Annotated in this window: 19 protein-coding genes and 1 other annotated feature; of the genes, 5 read left to right on the forward strand and 14 right to left on the reverse strand. The window is 33.7% G+C overall.

Features of this window, described 5'->3' with window-relative positions; translation table 11 throughout:
* Positions 1 to 272: 272 nt before the first annotated feature.
* Positions 273 to 508 (reverse strand) — a binding site (T-box leader).
* A 64-nt stretch (positions 509 to 572) separates the two neighbouring features.
* Positions 573 to 1,352, reverse strand: coding sequence for an ABC transporter ATP-binding protein (locus FEU33_RS08880; protein WP_146549024.1), 780 nt, complete (start codon positions 1,350 to 1,352; stop codon positions 573 to 575).
* Positions 1,353 to 1,400: 48 nt separating this feature from the next.
* Positions 1,401 to 2,027 (reverse strand): LysE family translocator, encoded by a 627-nt coding sequence (locus tag FEU33_RS08885; RefSeq protein ID WP_146549025.1) that lies wholly within the window; start codon positions 2,025 to 2,027, stop codon positions 1,401 to 1,403.
* A gap of 301 nt (positions 2,028 to 2,328) precedes the next feature.
* Here FEU33_RS08885 and FEU33_RS08890 point away from each other — a divergent pair, with 301 nt between their 5' ends.
* The 4 genes from FEU33_RS08890 (at position 2,329) to FEU33_RS19280 (ending at position 4,407) form a co-directional block, all read left to right on the forward strand.
* Positions 2,329 to 3,159, forward strand: a complete 831-nt coding sequence (locus tag FEU33_RS08890) for a transporter substrate-binding domain-containing protein (protein ID WP_146549026.1) — start codon at positions 2,329 to 2,331, stop codon at positions 3,157 to 3,159.
* Positions 3,160 to 3,237: 78 nt separating this feature from the next.
* Positions 3,238 to 3,900 carry an amino acid ABC transporter permease gene (locus tag FEU33_RS08895; RefSeq protein ID WP_146549027.1) on the forward strand — a complete coding sequence of 221 codons (663 nt, stop codon included), beginning with the start codon at positions 3,238 to 3,240 and terminating at the stop codon, positions 3,898 to 3,900.
* Between the two features lie 155 nt (positions 3,901 to 4,055).
* Positions 4,056 to 4,184 carry a hypothetical protein gene (locus FEU33_RS19275; RefSeq protein WP_243881170.1) on the forward strand — a complete coding sequence of 43 codons (129 nt, stop codon included), beginning with the start codon at positions 4,056 to 4,058 and terminating at the stop codon, positions 4,182 to 4,184.
* Between the two features lie 64 nt (positions 4,185 to 4,248).
* Complete coding sequence (locus FEU33_RS19280; protein ID WP_280524841.1) at positions 4,249 to 4,407, forward strand: ATP-binding cassette domain-containing protein; 159 nt, start codon at positions 4,249 to 4,251, stop codon at positions 4,405 to 4,407.
* A 285-nt stretch (positions 4,408 to 4,692) separates the two neighbouring features.
* Here FEU33_RS19280 and FEU33_RS08905 read toward each other — a convergent pair whose 3' ends face one another.
* The 10 genes from FEU33_RS08905 to FEU33_RS08955 all read right to left on the reverse strand — a co-directional run bounded on the left by FEU33_RS08905 (position 4,693) and on the right by FEU33_RS08955 (position 13,386).
* The gene (locus FEU33_RS08905) at positions 4,693 to 4,875 is read right to left on the reverse strand and encodes a hypothetical protein (RefSeq protein ID WP_146549028.1); all 183 of its coding nucleotides are present in this window, start codon (positions 4,873 to 4,875) and stop codon (positions 4,693 to 4,695) included.
* 388 nt (positions 4,876 to 5,263) lie between these two features.
* Entirely contained in the window at positions 5,264 to 6,139 is an 876-nt protein-coding gene (locus tag FEU33_RS08910; RefSeq protein ID WP_146549029.1) for a TIGR03943 family putative permease subunit, read from the reverse strand.
* 13 nt (positions 6,140 to 6,152) lie between these two features.
* Positions 6,153 to 7,022 (reverse strand): permease, encoded by an 870-nt coding sequence (locus FEU33_RS08915; protein WP_244951004.1) that lies wholly within the window; start codon positions 7,020 to 7,022, stop codon positions 6,153 to 6,155.
* Positions 7,023 to 7,531: 509 nt separating this feature from the next.
* Positions 7,532 to 7,885 (reverse strand): TIGR04104 family putative zinc finger protein, encoded by a 354-nt coding sequence (locus FEU33_RS19400; RefSeq protein ID WP_146549031.1) that lies wholly within the window; start codon positions 7,883 to 7,885, stop codon positions 7,532 to 7,534.
* Between the two features lie 161 nt (positions 7,886 to 8,046).
* Positions 8,047 to 8,406: a YunG family protein gene (locus tag FEU33_RS08925; RefSeq protein ID WP_146549032.1), complete on the reverse strand. Its 360-nt coding sequence runs from the start codon at positions 8,404 to 8,406 to the stop codon at positions 8,047 to 8,049.
* 280 nt (positions 8,407 to 8,686) lie between these two features.
* Positions 8,687 to 9,376: an aspartate/glutamate racemase family protein gene (locus tag FEU33_RS08930; RefSeq protein ID WP_146549033.1), complete on the reverse strand. Its 690-nt coding sequence runs from the start codon at positions 9,374 to 9,376 to the stop codon at positions 8,687 to 8,689.
* Positions 9,377 to 9,545: 169 nt separating this feature from the next.
* Positions 9,546 to 10,055, reverse strand: coding sequence for a GNAT family N-acetyltransferase (locus tag FEU33_RS08935; RefSeq protein WP_146549034.1), 510 nt, complete (start codon positions 10,053 to 10,055; stop codon positions 9,546 to 9,548).
* Positions 10,056 to 10,896: 841 nt separating this feature from the next.
* Positions 10,897 to 11,238 (reverse strand): hypothetical protein, encoded by a 342-nt coding sequence (locus tag FEU33_RS08940; RefSeq protein ID WP_146549035.1) that lies wholly within the window; start codon positions 11,236 to 11,238, stop codon positions 10,897 to 10,899.
* Between the two features lie 107 nt (positions 11,239 to 11,345).
* Positions 11,346 to 11,816, reverse strand: coding sequence for an NUDIX hydrolase (locus FEU33_RS08945; protein ID WP_146549036.1), 471 nt, complete (start codon positions 11,814 to 11,816; stop codon positions 11,346 to 11,348).
* Positions 11,817 to 12,129: 313 nt separating this feature from the next.
* The gene (locus FEU33_RS08955) at positions 12,130 to 13,386 is read right to left on the reverse strand and encodes a DUF445 domain-containing protein (protein WP_186731368.1); all 1,257 of its coding nucleotides are present in this window, start codon (positions 13,384 to 13,386) and stop codon (positions 12,130 to 12,132) included.
* A 744-nt stretch (positions 13,387 to 14,130) separates the two neighbouring features.
* On the opposite strand from FEU33_RS08955, the gene FEU33_RS08960 reads away from it, so the two are divergent.
* Positions 14,131 to 14,628 carry a GNAT family N-acetyltransferase gene (locus FEU33_RS08960; protein WP_146549038.1) on the forward strand — a complete coding sequence of 166 codons (498 nt, stop codon included), beginning with the start codon at positions 14,131 to 14,133 and terminating at the stop codon, positions 14,626 to 14,628.
* Positions 14,629 to 15,228: 600 nt separating this feature from the next.
* Here FEU33_RS08960 and FEU33_RS08965 read toward each other — a convergent pair.
* Entirely contained in the window at positions 15,229 to 15,516 is a 288-nt protein-coding gene (locus tag FEU33_RS08965; RefSeq protein WP_146549039.1) for a hypothetical protein, read from the reverse strand.
* A gap of 330 nt (positions 15,517 to 15,846) precedes the next feature.
* Positions 15,847 to 17,760 (reverse strand): threonine--tRNA ligase, encoded by a 1,914-nt coding sequence (gene thrS, locus FEU33_RS08970; RefSeq protein ID WP_146549040.1) that lies wholly within the window; start codon positions 17,758 to 17,760, stop codon positions 15,847 to 15,849.
* Positions 17,761 to 18,103: the final 343 nt, after the last annotated feature.

The raw sequence follows: 18,103 nt of genomic DNA on the forward strand, positions 1-18,103 counted from the left end.
GAAATTCGTTTAAACAATTTTTCTGTAGAATTGTTGCCATTTTCTTTCATTACTATACGATGAAAACAACAATAGAAATTAAACAGGGCCATAAAGTGAATCTCCCATCAGTGGGGGCTTCATCCCCCACTGATGGTTAGTTAAACCAATCGGACTTTTACGGGCAGTTCATCCCCCATCTATCTTTATCGTTTCTCTCTATATCTTGAGATCGGGGTCTTACTGCCCGTTAAAGCGGGATAAAGTAAAAAATCTCGCCTCTATAGAAAACCTATAGAGACGAGATCATTCGCGGTACCACTCTAATTGAGCAATCTAAAAATTGCTCCACTCATTCGATAGCAAACACTATCTATCCTTATAACGGTAGGAATCCGAACTCCGTTACTTATAGGTTCACGGAGTAGCTCATGGACGAGTTCAAAAGTATATAACGACCGGTTCGCACCACCCACCGGCTCTCTTTGCGCTTATAAAACTTTTTACTATTTCCAATCTTGGCTTTGTTTTATCTGATTGATAGGATTGTAACGCACAATGTGAGCAACTGTCAACAGAATTTTTAGAAAATTTTATGATTTCAAAACTAAAAGCGGTCTCTCATTCCGCCATATGCATTCAACAGGGGTTTCAAAAAATGCACTCAAATTTTTACTTGTGAGCATCTCTTTTGTTTGACCTTTCGCAAACACTTCCCCTTTTTTTAATAACAATGCATGTTTGAATTCGGGCAAAATTTCTTCTACATGGTGGGTTACATAAATAATAGTTGGACCACCCTCCATTTTCGCAATCTTCGCAATCGTTTTAAGAAGAGCCTCCCTTGCAATAAAATCAAAACCTGTGGCTGGCTCATCCAAGATTAACAACTCTGGATCTCCCATTAATGCACGTCCAAGTAAAATACGCTGTTTTTCACCTTGTGACAATGTTTCATACTCTCGATCTGCATATTCAATGGCACCCAATTGACGTAATAAATGAATCGCTTTTTCTCTTATTTCAGAAGTTGGCTTTTCGTATAAACCGATGGATGCATAGGCTCCACTTAAAACAATTTCAAATGCGCTATCTAAAGGGTTCAGCTTTGCTTGAAATCCTGCTGAAACAATACCTATTTTACGTCGTAATTGATCGCCTAGAATCGATTTTCCAAAAGTTTTTCCAACAACCTCAACTTGACCGCTTGTTGGAAAATAATAAGCGCAAAGCATATTTAACAATGCTGTTTTTCCTGCACCATTTAATCCATATAATACCCAATGTTCCCCCTTTTCAATCTCCCAATCTATATGTTGTAATATCCATTTTTCCTCTCTTCTTAACGAAACATCTTGTAAATGTAAAACCATTAAAACATCTTCTTTCCCTCATTTGTATTAATATATTAAAATAATATATCAATGCCTTTCTAAAGCTAATTTAATACCAAATCCTACTAATACAGAGCCTGTAACGCCCTCAATCGCCATTTGAGTCCGTCTCTTCATCATAAAGCTTCGAATAGCGTTCAAAAGAAGAATATAAAGAACGAACCAAATAGCTGTTAATGCAATATACGTTAAGCCCATCCATACAAACGGTAAAAATGAATGATCATGAGCATCAACAAATTGAGGAAGAAAAGTTAAAAAGAAAACAGCTACTTTTGGATTTAGTAAATTGGTTAAAAATCCTTGCTTGAAACACGGACGATCATTAGACTTTCTTTCCTTTTCTTGAAGCAATGCATTCTCTATCTTTTGATTTCGAATGGAAATAAATGATTTGACTCCCAAATAAATTAAATAGGCGCCACCAACATATTTAAAAATAGAAAATACAAATGCGGATTTTGTAATAATTGCTGATAATCCAACAACCGCAGCAAACGTGTGTATGAGCAATGCACAACATGTTCCGAATACGGTCTTTAGTCCACCCTTTTTCCCCAATGTCAGCGTATTTTTGGTTGCGATAGCAGTATCAGGACCAGGCAGAAGAATAAGAAGAATGCACATTGTCACAAACAGCCAATACTGATGCATCTTATCACCTCTTTCTTTCAATACTTAGATTTTATCAGAAAATTTTAAAATAAATATCCTTTTATTTTATTTATTTTTCAAAAATTATATTAATATATTTAATTCAGAAAATCTGACAGAAATCAGATGATATCAATCTCGTATTAATATCAATACTTATTGTTTTATATTCATACAATTCCGAATATATAGGAATATAAAATTATTATAATTTATGGTTTAGAAGATTGTATTCATCTTATTTTCAAAGGAGACAGATGATATACATTCTATTAAATAAGTAGCACAAGGGGGTTTTTATATGAAAAAAATACTTTTAGCTTTTCTAGTCATTCTATCTGTCGTCCTATCTGCATGCGAAGAAACTGGAAGTGTCGATTCTGATAACGGCACATCTACAATTGAAAAGATTAAGAAAAGTAAAAAAATCGTGATCGGTACGGCTCCTGGTTATGCACCTTTTGAGATGACTGATTTGAAAGGAAAATATGTTGGTTACGATATCGATACGGCAAAAGCAATTGGAAAAGCGCTTGATGCAAAAGTTGAATTTAAAGAATACTCTTTTGATGGTTTAATCGCTGCTCTTCAAGTTGGAGAAATCGATATGATTATTTCTGGGATGACAATAACCGGTCCACGCGCTTTATCTGTCAGTTTTGCCAATCCATACTTTAAAACAAAACAGGTAGCACTCGTGCCGAATACAGATACAACGACTAAAGTATGGACCGACTTAGACAAAAAAGGAAAGAAGATTGCTACAGTCGTAGGGACAACTGGACAACTTATTACCAAAAATACATTTAAGAATGCCGAAATTAAAGATTATAAAGAAATGGCCGCTGCTGCACTAGCTATGATCTCTGGCCAAATCGATGGGGTCATTTATGATGAATCTTCCGTTCGTATTTGGAATAAACAAAATGGTAAATCTAGAGTCATTGACAATCAAATTTCAGCTGAGAATTTAGGGATTGCTGTAAAACATGATGATTTAAAAACGATTCAATGGCTGAATTCATTCTTATATAGCTATATTGACGGTCCAGAGGAATTAAAATCTAGAAATTATTGGTTTGAAAATGATGAATGGTACGACAATATTAATAATAAAGTGGAAGCCGAATAACACAAGCACGGAAGAAAGTATAAATACCATTCTTACTTTCTTCCTTTTTCTATTTTTCCAAAAAGGGGGTACAACTTTATGATTTATCAACCAGACTGGAGTATTATCACAAATAATCTAGGCATATTTTGGGGGGGTTTGCTGTTAACTCTTCGAATTTCAGCACTTTCTTTACTTTTGGCAATCCCAATCGGCATCATCGTTGGTATAGGCCGCATTTCTAAAAATCGCTTCGTCAACTTTGTTGCCTCTGCCTACGTAGAGATTATGCGAGGTATACCACTAATTGTTATTCTTATTTGGATATATTTCGTATTGGGCCAGTTTTTAAAATTAGGTTCTTTTTGGGGGTCTATCGTCTCTTTAGCTATTTTCTCGGGCGCATTTATAGCTGAAATCGTTAGAGGCGGTATTCAATCTATTCCTAAAGGACAAATGGAAGCTGCGAGGTCGTCAGGTATGACGCATTTTCAGGCTATGAAATTTATTATACTTCCACAAGCTTTTCGAAAAACACTTCCCCCTATGGCATCACAATTTATTCTGTTAATAAAAGATTCTTCCCTTGTATCCACGATCTCAGCAGTTGATTTAACATTAAAAGCGACTAACTTAGCAGCCATATCGTATCGTTATATTGAAATATGGTCATTTGTAGCAGTCGTCTATTTTGCTGTAACGTTTACATTATCATTGATCATTCGACAATTTGAGAAAAGGCTATTAAAAAATGAATTCTAGAGGGGAAGAATCTATTATGATAACTATTAAAAATGTTTCGAAAAGCTTGGAAAAAGTAGAGTTTTACAAAAATATTAATCTAACTATTAATAAATCGAACGTAATAGGTTTCTAGCGGTGAAGGGAAATCTACACTGATTCGTATCATAAATGCATTGGAAGAGATCGACCAAGGTGACATTATTATTGAGGGTATTTCGATTCATCAAAAAAGAACTGATATGAATAAACTTCAAACACATATCAGGTTTGCTTTCAAAGTTTTAACCTATATCCATTTTTAACCGCCTGGAGAATGTTACAATTGCGCCTATTCAAGTAAAAGGTATTAAAAAGGAAAAGGCAATTGTGAAAGAGAAAGAACTACTTACGTCACTGGGACTGGAAGACAAATTTAATGTATATCCCTTCCGCTTATCAGGTGGACAGCAACAACGGGTGGTCATTGCAAGAGCGCTTGCAATGGAGCCACATGTTAGCTTTTTGATGAACCAACTTCAGCGTTAGACCCCAAAATGGTTCAAGAAGTCTTAGACGCTATTCGAGAATTGGCTAACATCGGGATGACAATGATTGTTGTAACTCATGAGATGGAATTTGCTAAAGAAATTTGCAGTAAATTATTTTTATGGCTGAAGGTCAAATCATAGAAATTGCTCCCCACCTGATGAAAGAAAATAGCTATCAAAACTTAGGAATAGCAAAACGCACGAATACCAGTCACTCAGTATCCGTGCGTTTTGATTGTTACTTTTTTGATTTTCAAAGAGACTAATGGACAAACTTTATAAATTAACCAGCCAATTCATGTTTGACAACTTCGTATGCTTGACAAATAGATTCTATTCTTTCGGCAGTTTCATACTGAATCAGGTCATGTGCAATTTGATAAAGGTCTGCATTATCGTGTTCAGCAAGGTTCCTAAGAATTTCTGCTTCAATCTTGCTTACGTAAAATTCTATTCGACTGTCCATGTTCACACTCTCCCTTAATCATTATTTATATAAAATCTTGTTGTTTCTCATTTCTTATGTACCTTTATATTACAACGTCAGACATCACATAGCTAGCCTTTTGTTCTATTTTCCTTCCTAATTGTGTCAGACATTTGACATTCATACTATTTTGCTGTATGTGATCGTTTACATTGTATATACACTAAATTTTCTGAATCATTGTACTTACATACAGGAATATATGTTCTTATAATTAGATGTAGCTAGGCGATTCTAAATCGGCTTAAAAATTCAAAAGTTCAGCTCTCTTTCTGGTGATCAAAAAACTCAGCATATCGTTAAAACATAACCATGATATAAAATAAAACGGTTACTCAGTAGAACAACCGTTTTAGAAATTCCATTATTATTTTTTAGCTTTAACATTAGGATTATCATAACCTCTAAACGTATAAGGTTCATCAGGTTTTTCAGTATTCTCTATCTTCGTCACTTTTAAATATGGAATATTGGATTTGAATGGTTGATAGTAAATGGTAGAAAGCTTCCCTTCTACATTTACCCACTGATCATTTTTAAATGATTGACCCTTAGGTAATTGCACAAGCATGCCATAAACGCCGGCATCTGCAACACAGTGGATCACACCAAAACGCAACACAAATACCTGATTCTTACCCAATTCGTTTTTCTCGCCATGATAGATGAAACCTTTATAGGAAACTGTTTTCCCCATAAATTTGCCAGAAAAATTATATAAAGTTTCCATTCCCATTAAAAAGTTATCATCATTCAAGGCAACGGGGTCCATTTTAGAAAACTCATCTAATTCCTGTTGCATTAAATCTAAATAGCCGTCTTTTCCAAAGAAAACACTTGTATCAGGTTTTAAATATTGAGGCTTGATAAATTGATCCCCTTTTTGAAGAGTGTTCAAAGATTGGAATGAAAATCCCTTTGATTTGACAACTGTTGAATCAAGTGTTGCAATTGGCAAGCATAATCCTGTTACTAAAGGAAAGACAAAAATGGCATAAAACAGAATTCTTCTATACCAAGGTTTGTCGTTTTCATGCTCATGATCATGACCGCAATCACATTCAATTTCAGTATTTCCCTTAGCCATATTCACGATTTGCACAATTGTCAAGACAGCAAACAATATAATGCCTAAAATATTGATATATTGATATTTCATATTAATGTATTTCGCATTATCGCCTGAAGCATAGAGGTAATAAAAGAAATACGTGAATCCCATTAAGATCAAGGCTCGGATCATCGTTATCCCCCTCCTAAACTAGCATAGAGCTGATAAATACGAAAATGATGATATACAAAATCAGCACTGCAATGAATTTTTTCTTGAATGTTTGAAGCATCATTAACAAATTCTTGATATCGACCATTGGACCGATCAATAAGAACGCTACTAACGCAGATGTTGAAAATGTGCCCCTGAAGGATGCAGCAATAAATGCATCCGCCTCTGAACAAAGAGATAATATAAAGGCTAATGCCATCATAACGAGTGATGAGGTTGCTTTCGTTTGACCCAGTTCCATCAATACAGACGTTTTAACAAAAATTTGCATAGACGCAGCAATAAATGCACCGATGATCAAATATTTACCAACAGAAAAGAATTCCTCCACCGCATGATTTAATGTACCCATAAATTTTTGCCAAAGTGTTTGCGCATGCTCATGATGATGGTCATGCTCATCCTCATCTAAAAGTTGAGTATCTTTGTATTGGAAAGATAAAATTAAACCTATCACAAAAGCGATTAAGAGAGCTAATCCACCACGATACCATACCATCTGCCAGCTATTTCCGAATGCAATAAATGTAGAAAATAAAACAATCGGATTAATAATTGGTCCCGTTAACATAAACGGAATAGCTACATGTAAGGGAACACCCTTTTTCAGTAATCGATGAACAATCGGAATGATCCCGCATTCACATGCAGGGAACAAAGCACCGATGACTGTTCCATACAAAACACCTAGTACTCTATTTTTAGGTACAACTTTAGCAATCATCTGCTCCGTTACAAACATCTGAATAAATCCTGATATAAAAACGCCTATCAGTACAAAAGGTAGCGCCTCTATAATGATACTGATAAAGATTGTATTTAATTGCAAGAATGTAGACACGTTTTTAAAACCTTCTTTTCTATCTCTTTCATAACATATGCATTTTACTCTTTTTGTTATTGAAAAGGAAGTATTGCTTTCTATTTTCCTTTTCATATAGACTATATGTTAAAAGATTTGGTTGCATTAAAAATATCCAACCTCTACTTATTAAAAGCAGAGACATTTAAGAAAGTATGTATAACAAATGTTTTGATTAAGAAAAGAATAGAAGAAATATGTGAACATAAAATAATTTCACTGAACAATACTTGTTCAAAGATAAAGTAGATTTCAAAAATAAAAATGCGAGGGAGGAATGGTCTTTGTATGTACAGGTAAAAATCCACGGCAATTTCTATCAGAAAAAAGGAACAAAAATCCAGTAGAAAATATAGAGCAATATAAGTTCGTAACCTACCATGGAAAGCTTAGCGGATTTTTACCGTAGAAGGGAAAGTGAATGATTGCTTGCAAAGTTTATGACTGATGCAAAATAGTTATATTAAGAATTTTTCACTAAAAGGATATTACCACAAGGCTTCCTCTTTGTTACTTAGTTTTATAATATATGGCACGCATAAAAGTAACAAAACATAAGTCAATAATCCAACAGTAAGGATAGACCATAAAGGAAAGTTAAAAGAAACTAAGGGTACATAAATTGAAGTGATCAGTATACCAAACAAACTTATTAGATTTCTTGACTTTACAGAAATGTATTGATAAGAATGACAGTTCGAGCATTTTAATTTACGCTTAAAAGAAATCATTTGAAAAAATGTTTCTCTCCAACTCCACTTATGTCCACAATGCTGACAAATTGGCATATTCATCAAAATCCCTTCTATTCTGATATTTTTTAAAAATTTTAGAGGCAACATGGTATCAAATAAAGTGAAACTTCACACAGAATGAGATTTCTTTATCTCCATTCTGCGTTAGCTGAAACAATCAGGTTTTACACGTAGTTGATCCCACACATTCTGCTTTTTGCTTGCAGCTTGAAACTGTAAGTCCTACTTACCCGTTGCGATGGCTAAAACTAAAAATGATATGTAACATTTTTTAAAACTTTTTGCTTTAATATTGTATATTGCTTTTCATTTGTATTCATATACACTTCGCTTCGATTTGATAATGTATTATTATATTCAATGGGCGTTTCAAATTGTGATTCAGTGAAATCATATCTCTTGCCATTGATGATGTTATAGAAATGCCAGTTTCCTTGAATCTTTGTTTTCGCTATATCGCCTTCTAGCATTTCATTAACAATCAATGCAGTTACTCCACACTGTCCTTTGGCAGGATTTTGTCTTGTCCATTTAGAACTTGTATCAATTGACCAAGATTTATACAATGCTTTTTTGAGTTCTAAAATTTTCTCCTCTATTTCTTCCAAATTGCTTCTTCACTCCTTAAATAGTAGTGAGGAATCTGCTCAAAATAATCTATTTTCTAGAATGTTTAATAGTATAATTTCTGTTCGAGCATGGTGATTATCCAATTTAATCTATGAGAATGGGGAGATTCGTTGATTTCTGCTCCGACTTGCTTGCTTTCCTATGGGAGTCGAGCAAGCCGCAGCGAAGATCTATATAAATGACGCTAAAATACAGGGTTTTTCAAAAATCACGCCAAACAAGCATCCTAGTTTTGGTGAATCAACATGTGTAAAATTATTATTCTAGTGCATGGTGAACGGATTCGATGGCGTGAATTTTAGTTGTATCAAATATTGGAACCTCAGAATCTTCCTGTTTTACAAGTAATCCAATTTCTGTACAGCCCAAGATGATGCCTTCTGCTCCCTTATCGATCAAACGTTTGATAGCTTTTTTAAAGTATTCCCTAGATGATTGTTGAATTTTCCCCAAACATAATTCTTCATAAATCACTTTGTTGATAAATTCTCGATCCTCTTTATCGGGTATTAAAACCGCTATATCATTTGACTCTATCCGTGTTTTATAAAAATCCTGCTCCATTGTATATTTTGTTCCCAATAATCCTATGGTGTTTATATTTGATTTTTTGATTTGATTTGCGGTTGCATCAGCAATATGTAAAATTGGAATACTTATTTTTTCTTCCATATAATCAACAACTTTATGCATCGTATTCGTACAAATAACGATAAAATCTGCCCCGGCTTTTTCCAACGAAAAGGCAACATCACCTAAATATATACCGGCCTTTTCCCAATTTCCTTCCGCTTGATAACGTTCAATCTCTTCAAAATCTACACTGTATAATAGACATTTCGCTGAATGTAATCCACCTAACCTTTTTTTAACTTCTTCATTAATGATTTGATAATATTCAACCGTTGACTCCCAACTCATTCCACCGATAAGCCCTATTGTTTTCATAACTGTATCCTCTCCCTTTAAAATGCCCATTCTCACTTGTAAGGTTTTGTCAAATATATTTTTGCCAAAGACAATAGTATGTCTCTATCTTCTACATTTCGACAAAGAGGAAGAATTATCCTGTAGACTTTGTATTTTCTTTGAAATACTCCGTTATCTATGAAGCTGATTAAAGTAGTGTGTTAATGTCTCCCCAACCATATGCAATTTCCTTTAATTGCTTTCCGGCAATTTCTACCTCGACCGTGTCTAATTTTACTCCTCCTAGTTTTTCATAAAATAAGCGAGAGTTATTTTCCTCTAAGACTAGCACAAGCATAGAATTTAAACCCATCTTTTTAATTTCATCAAGGACAGGTTTAATCAATGATTTTCCAATCCCTCTTCTTTGATACTTCTTTAAAATGTAGATTACATATAACTCTCCTTCAAATCCCTTATATTTTTTGCTTCTTTCTTTTCCACCTGATGAAAAACCAACAATTTTCCCCTTATTATCTTCTGCTACGAAAACAATTTCTTGTGAAATAATATTAGTCCATTTTTTCGCTTGTTTTTCATATGAAAGACTATTTAAGTATTCTTTTGGAATAATATTTGCATAAGTAGTTTTCCAACTGTCAATATGAACTTTTGCAATTCCTTCTGCATCTGTCAAAGTAGCTTTTCTTATATTCATATAAATTCACCTCAAGCGTATTTTTATTTATCAAGAAAGTTTTTGTAAATGAATCAATTTCATAATACAAAATTCATATAAAAAACACGAACATTTCTAATCAACATGAACATTAATATTCAGAAGTTTTTGTTCCACTCCAGACGGCGCTTTCCACGGGCTTGGCTTCAATCTCCTCGGGTCGACACGATGTTGACCCCGAAGCCGTTGCCACAGGACGTGGCGAACTTAGGCTTTGTCCCTTAAAACGTTCCTGCGGGGCTTTCAGCTCAAGATTTTCCCGTAGGACTTTGAATAAGCCTCCTTGAACTCACACCGCACGAAGGAAATGCGCATGCATTTTCGAGGAGTCGCCGTCTTCCGCTCCACAACTATCAAAATTAGTTATTCTTAAATGTTCGTATTTTTTAAGAAGAAAATGATTTATGAAATTGATTCAAATATCAAATAATTTTATCAGCGTTTTTTTAATTTCATCTTTATTGTTTCCGTTCAAAGTGACATCAAGATTTGCATAAATAATCATTAGCAAACTCTTTGCTTCATTTTCGTTTAATTAAGCAACATTTCCCTGGCATGTTCAATTTCTAGCATAAAAGCGTTCCTTGACTAGTTTTTTAAACACGGCAAATATGACCTATAAACAATTGATTCCTGTAAATATATTTAACAAGTTTACATTATAATTTCTTTTAGGGAATATAGAAATTCATTTAAACCTATCAACAGATTTTTGCAATGATTCTTTTCTTAATACACATATTCTGATGACGATATAAAAAAGCCAACATTTCATATTCTGACTTCTTTACTATTAATTAAACACCAACTAAATCTCTACTCATTCTAGAACTGAATAACCATTATTTGTTTTTTTAAAGAAGAACCCTGTTCCTTCTTCTTGGGAAACAAACCCTTCTAAGGCTGATGAATTCTCTACCATTTTTTGTTCCTCTGCTGTTACAGTTGTTATAGAGTCTCTTTTGTTGAGATGATTATTTTCTCGTTGATCTTGTTCCTCTTTTGTTACAATTTTATATTGGTCTCCATCATCCATGTTCGCTTGTTCTATAAATGCATTTTCTTTTGTCGATACATCGTTGCTTTGCAAGCCTTTTATAACCCCAATCGCTAATATAAGAACTCCCGCACTACCAACAATAAAAACTGATTTTCTTTTCATAAATACCTCCCTATTTTTATATAAATTGTCATATCACACTAAATATGATACCATAACAAACCATATATGGAATTTTAAAATCATGTAATATACACTATTTCTATAATTCAATAAGAATATTTATTCCTCAATTGTAGATTAACGATATTTATTGAATGAAAATTCCTGTCAATCAAATTATTCACTATTTGCTTTATCACGTTTGCATTACGTAACTCTTTATTATCAAAATTCAATATTTCAGATATCTCAACCCATCTACTATCTATAATCTCCTCTTCCTCAATATTTAATGTTCCAGCAGAGATTTCACCTGTGAAATGGAAAAGAATAACTTGATTACCTGTACTACTAATGAAATTATAAATACCAGTGGAATTTAAAAGTTCCACACTAAGTCCCGTTTCCTCCTTTACTTCCCTGCAAGCTGCCAAAAGAATGTCTTCGCCAAATTCAATTCTCCCACCAGGAAAGTTCCACTGATCCACTGCAATTGGTTTATTTTCTTTTATGATTAAAACTTCATCATTTTTAAAAATAGTTGCACTAACTACTAAAACAATCCCATTTTGAGTCATTCGTCACCGCATCCCTAATATTTAAAATTTTTCTTTTAATAGTATCATTCAATCAAAAAGCATTTCAGACTCACCATAATAAGATTCCAATTGCACCTTATATCCCAATAACGACAAAAAGCCAACAAATTCCTGTTTGCTGGCTTAGTCTTTTATTTATAGATAATAGATATAAAAATGCTTATCTTAATTAGTTATTCCATTTTCTACAATAGCTTTTTGGATAATAGCCTTAATAAAGGATCCTTTATTTTTTGTATAGGTTGGTCTGTCATACTTGTATTTAGATGCAAGTTCTTTTTTGAGCGCAATTCTATGCTAGTCTAACTAAAATTTGTATCCCTGTTAGAAAAATTCCGATTATAAAACCACAAACCGCACCATTCACACGAATCCATTGTAAATCTTTACCTACATTATTTTCCATCATGTCGACTAATGTTTCGGTATCCAATTTATCTAAATTCTCTTGAACAAGATTTCCGATTTTTGAATGATTATTTTCAACGAATTCTGCAATTTGTTTCCGCATCCATAAATCAATGTTGTTTTGATCTTCTTGTATCATTTCTAGAAAACGATCCAGCAATGGCATCAAATAATGATCCATAAAATCACTGTCATCAACGAAATCTAATGTCTTTTGCTGCAACTGCTGTAGGCTCTCCGTTATGGTTTGATCAGGCTCCCATTTTGATAAGAGTTGATGCTTCCAATTTTCAACTCCCTCTATCAGCTGTTCATTCTCACCCATACCATGTATTTCTTTCCGAATATATGAGACTAAAGCTTGTCGATTCGGTTCTCCATCGATTTGTAAACTTTGTATAATATTTAACAATAAATTTTGTACGATTTTTCCAATTCTCTCTTTGCTAAGTAAGCTTTGTATCGATTTTAGAGCAAATTGAAGCATACCATCGGCTTGAATATTATTGAGTAGATTCATGGAAACCGTTCCTAGTCGATGAACCGTTTGTTCTTGTCTTAACCAAGAGTCTGCTTTTTTCAAAAGATGATCCAAAACTTTCTCGTCAAATTTCTCATTCAGTAATTGTGAGCTTATTAACTGAATAAGTTTTTTCATTTCAACATTAGAAAGAGTGGATATGATTTGTTTTTTAATGACTGGTGTGAGCCTTTCAACATCTATCCAATGAATCATTTTTTTGATTAGTCTAATCAGGCTTTTTCTAAAAGAAATCGTTTGCATCTGTACCTTTATAAAAGCAATCAGCTTTTCTGTAAAAGCAATGTGATTGATTTTTTCTTGGATGCTTTCTTTGGAAAGCCAATCATTTTTTAGCATGGAAACAAGTGCGTTGGTGATTCTCTTGCGATTATTAGGTATTAAAGCTGTACGGGGGATCGGTAACCCGAGCGGATGGCGAAATAATGCAGTAACAGCAAACCAATCTGCTAATCCACCTACTAATCCCGCTTCAAAACCTCCATGCAACAACTCACCCCATACCGGGCCTTCAAACCAAATGGTGATCAAATAACCCAAGCCCATTATTATTAGTGAATAGCTAGCAATTTTTTTTGATTCTTTTGTTCTAGTTGACATGATATTCCCTCTATCCTCAAGTAAAATACAACATGTAATTTAATCAAATCTGTTATATATTTTAGTTCATCTAAAACAGCATACAGCATATACGACTTCTTGTAAATTGTTGTACTTAGGGGCTTTTTCACGTACTTTGTCGAATCCACTTCTATTTCCTAACTAGACACTATTACATCAAACACTATAATTTTCTGTTAGGGCAGTAGCTCGATGATTCTCTGTGTTATCCAGCATACATTGTTCTTGTATTTCAAATAAATTTTTCAACTGCTACTTAATGATTGATCACACTAGGAGCTTTGTATGATGCACTGAAAATGAAAAGACATCTCTCACCAGATTGTGATAAAAACTTGTGGGTTTATAGTTTTTTATCAATAGAAAGGGAATATTGCCTTTTTTCAGTGACCTCGTACAATTCAGATATCATCTTAAGTTTACATAGAATTTTTTAAATTGCCCTTTACAACAGGGATGCTTTATAATGGATAAAAAAGGAATTTGATTACTTGATTTTTTGATCAATAGAAAGCAACGCTTCTCATAGTGGAGATTTTCTACTTTTGTTATTTGAACTAGTCCGTGCTTTACAGGCAGTTGATCCCACACTTTACTGGTTGCTTACGTCTTAAAGTGCCATTCATGCTACCCGTTAATATGAGATAGATTTTATTTCATTTTTCTCTACATGGCACTTAACTTTCGTATTATATTTAACAGCTAAACAGGAGGGAATTCCCGTTGTTAATTAGGAAAATTGAATTAAATGATTCAGAAAACTTTCTTAAAATGTGTAAAAGCTTAGATAATGAAACATCTTTTATGATGTATGAACCAAAAGAAAGAGAGACTACGCTTGAAGATCAAACGACATACATAAAAAATTTACTAGATGAAGATTATTCTTTACTATTGGTTTGTAAAGTTAATGGTAAGATTGTCGGTTACATAAGTGCCACAAGGGAAAAACTTAACAGAATTCGTCATAGCGCCTATATTGTAATTGGTATTTTACAAGAATATACTGGTCAAGGAATTGGAACAAGGTTGTTTCAAAAAATGGAAAATTGGGCTATTTCAAAACATATAAAAAGACTTGAACTAACAGTCATGTGCCATAATACTGCTGCAATCAGATTATATAAAAAAATGGGTTTTCAAATAGAGGGTACCAAAAACCATTCCATGATTATTGATCATATGTTTATTGATGAATACTACATGGCGAAATTATTGTAAATAGTCTACAAAAAGGGAGACATATTTATGAATAAACAACTTATTTTTACTGTAATTTCCGCTATTATGTTCACTGTTCTTGTGTTCATGTATTTTACCGGCTATTGGACAGCAGACAAAAAAATACAAATCATTTTTTTCCTTAGTATGGTATTCTCCATTTACAGTGCCGGTATTGAAAGTGGTAAAATTCTGAAAAACAAGACATGATTATTTTTTTATTTTGCACCCACCAATAGTTAAAAAATCATTAAATACATCAAGGCATACTATTTTGGATTTTTCAATTTCTCTCGTTTCATGAGGTTATACCTGATTTATACCTTTTAAATTCTACGGTTTTAGTGGTTCTCTAATAACGAACTAATCTAGAAATCTGGAAAAGATATGAATTGCGTGATAAAGACGAAGGATCGTAAAGTTAATTAATAAAAATGTAAATGATGATAAAAAACAAAATGAGGATTTTAGCACTTATGCATTCTAGTCATCTACAGTTTGTGGCAAACATATAGGCACACCCCAATAGGATGCGTCTATTTATTTCAACAATAGGAAGGGCATGTTCAACAGGAAATCATTCTTAAATCACACAAACATTCAAATTGTTTCTTTAAATTTAAAATTATATTTCTTATTTACCTTATGGGCGATTATACCAAGGAACTCTTGAACAGTCATATGTTCTACCTTTTGAGTATACCAGGCAAGCTTTTTTCCCTTATCTTCTCTGTTATAATTCACTTTGGAAGGTATAAAAGTCTTATTTTTATAGGTATAATCAAATTTAATATACAGTTTGCTTTCTTTCGGACATTCCAGTATTACTTCATAAACTGGATTTTTCAATTCTGGTTGGAATTTAACTTTTCTTATTTTAGTTAGCATGAATATCCTCCTCGTATTTTAGTAGTATGAGCTAAATAATAATGATTACTATACCATTATACCATAAATACATGATTGGTCAGGTTATGGCCTTATCTAAGGTATTGAAAAACAAAAATAACACTAGTTCTATGAAACACGTTTGCCACTTATCAGGCTACGACCATTCCATTTACAACATCAAAAGCCAACTGATGACAGCTGGCTTTATTTCCTTTTGATTAACTAAAGCACCTCCATCGCTAACCCAAGCTGAAATTACTAAGGTAATTAATTTCTAATGCGTTTAGTTTTATAAAAAATAGAAAGTGACTTCTTTTATTTTATAAGTTAGCGTATGGGTAAGATCTTTTCTGCAATTTCTTTTAGTATTCTATTTAAAAATTCTTCTAATGATATTGTTTTCTGCTCCTCCAGTTTATATTCTCTAACTGTAACAGTTTGTTCTCTTTCCTCTTGGTCTCCTACTACAAGCAAGTAAGGAATTTTCTTAATTTGTGCATCACGAATTTTCTTTCCAAGTTTTTCATTACGACAATCAATTGAAACACGTACACCTGCTTTTTGCAATTGAACGTAGATTTTTTCCGCGTATTCATTATGCACTTCAGAAACACCCACAATTTCAACTTGCTTCGGTGCTAACCAGAGAGGGAACGCTCCGCCAAAATGTTCGATCAAAATCCCTAAGAAGCGATCAATTGATCCAAAAACAGCTCGATGAATGACAACAGGTCTTACTTTTTCGTTTTCTTCATTTATATATGTTAAATCGAACTTTTCAGGTAACTGGAAATCAAGTTGTACTGTTCCGCATTGATGGCTTCGTTTGATAATATGAATATCAATTTTTGGTCCATAAAAGGCACCATCACCCGCATTAATTTTGTAATTATAACCTAAATTAATTAGCACGTTTTCAAGAGCTCGTTCTGCCTGATTCCACAAGGTTAAATCACCCATGTAATCATCTGGCCGAGTGGACAACTCAATTTCATAATCAAAGCCAAATACTTGATAAACGTGTTCAATGATTTTCAAGGCTAGTGTAATTTCATCCTCTATCTGTTCAGGTGTCACAAAAATATGTGCATCATCCTGACAAAATGTTCGGACACGTAATAACCCATTCAATGCCCCGCTAAATTCATGACGGTGAACTTGGCCAAACTCCGCTATGCGAATGGGTAAATCACGATAAGAATGCAAATCATTTTTATAAATAAGCATATGACCTGGACAATTCATCGGTTTGAGTGCAAATTTCTGTTCATCCACCTGAGTAAAATACATGTTTTCTTTATAATGCTGCCAATGTCCAGACTGTTCCCATAGACGCTGATTCATCATAAGAGGTGTTCGGACTTCCCTATAATCATTCACTGTCTGTATGTTACGTAGGAATAATTCCAGTTCATTCCGAATGATTTGCCCATTTGCTAAATAAAACGGCATGCCTGGAGCTTCCTCTGAAAACATAAATAATTCAAGCTCTTTGCCTAATTTACGATGATTTCGTCTTTCAGCTTCTTCAACAAATTTGAAATAATTCTGCATATCCTCTTTATGAGCAAATGCAATACCATCAATTCGTTGTAACATTTGATTGTTACTATTTCCTCGCCAATAAGCACCGGAAATATTCTGCAATTTAAAATGTTGTAGTTTATTTGTCGATGGTACATGGGGCCCTCTACATAAATCATAAAATTCGCCTTGCTCATAAACTGTTATCAACTCATCTGATGGAATGGCTGCTAACAATTCTAGTTTCAATGGATCATGCTTAAAAAGATGCTTCGCTTCTTCTCTTGTTACTTCTTTTCGATGGATTGTTAGATTTTCACTGACAATTTTTTTCATTTCCTTTTCGATGAGGATTAAATCTTCTGGCACTAATGGATGTGCCATCTCTATATCATAGTAAAATCCATTTTCTATAACGGGACCTACTCCAAAATGAGCATCTGGATATAAACGTTTGACAGCCTGCGCTAATAAGTGTGCTGTAGAATGGCGAATTACTTCTAATCCTTTTACTGAATATGCATCATAAATGGTAATTTGGGCGTCGGTTAGAATAGGTCTCGTCAAATCATAGGTGGTTTCATTTACACTTCCAGCAATGGCTTTTTTCGCTAAACTTCGACTAATTGTTTTAGCAATATCGGTTAGCGTTATCCCTTTCGCAAACTGTACTTGTTTGCCATCTTGAAATTGAATTGACACTTGTTGATTTGGCATTATAACACTCCTTTTCTATTTTGTTGCCATTAAGGCAAAATAAAAAACACATGCTAGTCCGACAAGGGACGAGCGTGTGTTGATTACCCGTGGTTCCACCCAAATTCCTACTAATACAAAATCATGCATCCGTAGCTCATTGAATGCAGATAACGCCTGCAAACGTTGCTAGTTTCCTAGCACAGCTCCAAGGTAGTAAATCATTTCGTCCAATTAGGAAACTTTCAGCCGGTGATTTCCTTCTCTTTCAATTTTCTCTAAAATGATTCGTGTCCTCTTCTTCGCTTTTTAAATTGAAATTAGTATTAAATCTAAAGCATCCTACAAAATTTGTCAATGCTAA

This window comes from Rummeliibacillus suwonensis (assembly GCF_007896435.1).
GTDB lineage: Bacteria > Bacillota > Bacilli > Bacillales_A > Planococcaceae > Rummeliibacillus > Rummeliibacillus suwonensis.

What these genes read in the sequence shown, in the direction of transcription:
- FEU33_RS08930 (WP_146549033.1), bottom strand. Translation starts at nt 9,376, where the DNA reads ATGAAAACAATAGGGCTTATCGGTGGAATGAGTTGGGAGTCAACGGTT.
- FEU33_RS08965 (WP_146549039.1), bottom strand. Translation starts at nt 15,516, where the DNA reads ATGCTAACTAAAATAAGAAAAGTTAAATTCCAACCAGAATTGAAAAAT.
- thrS (WP_146549040.1), bottom strand. Translation starts at nt 17,760, where the DNA reads ATGCCAAATCAACAAGTGTCAATTCAATTTCAAGATGGCAAACAAGTA.
- FEU33_RS08940 (WP_146549035.1), bottom strand. Translation starts at nt 11,238, where the DNA reads ATGAAAAGAAAATCAGTTTTTATTGTTGGTAGTGCGGGAGTTCTTATA.
- FEU33_RS08935 (WP_146549034.1), bottom strand. Translation starts at nt 10,055, where the DNA reads ATGAATATAAGAAAAGCTACTTTGACAGATGCAGAAGGAATTGCAAAA.
- FEU33_RS08955 (WP_186731368.1), bottom strand. Translation starts at nt 13,386, where the DNA reads ATGTCAACTAGAACAAAAGAATCAAAAAAAATTGCTAGCTATTCACTA.
- FEU33_RS08910 (WP_146549029.1), bottom strand. Translation starts at nt 6,139, where the DNA reads ATGATCCGAGCCTTGATCTTAATGGGATTCACGTATTTCTTTTATTAC.
- FEU33_RS08945 (WP_146549036.1), bottom strand. Translation starts at nt 11,816, where the DNA reads ATGACTCAAAATGGGATTGTTTTAGTAGTTAGTGCAACTATTTTTAAA.
- FEU33_RS08880 (WP_146549024.1), bottom strand. Translation starts at nt 1,352, where the DNA reads ATGGTTTTACATTTACAAGATGTTTCGTTAAGAAGAGAGGAAAAATGG.
- FEU33_RS08895 (WP_146549027.1), top strand. Translation starts at nt 3,238, where the DNA reads ATGATTTATCAACCAGACTGGAGTATTATCACAAATAATCTAGGCATA.
- FEU33_RS08905 (WP_146549028.1), bottom strand. Translation starts at nt 4,875, where the DNA reads ATGGACAGTCGAATAGAATTTTACGTAAGCAAGATTGAAGCAGAAATT.
- FEU33_RS19400 (WP_146549031.1), bottom strand. Translation starts at nt 7,885, where the DNA reads ATGTTGCCTCTAAAATTTTTAAAAAATATCAGAATAGAAGGGATTTTG.
- FEU33_RS08890 (WP_146549026.1), top strand. Translation starts at nt 2,329, where the DNA reads ATGAAAAAAATACTTTTAGCTTTTCTAGTCATTCTATCTGTCGTCCTA.
- FEU33_RS08885 (WP_146549025.1), bottom strand. Translation starts at nt 2,027, where the DNA reads ATGCATCAGTATTGGCTGTTTGTGACAATGTGCATTCTTCTTATTCTT.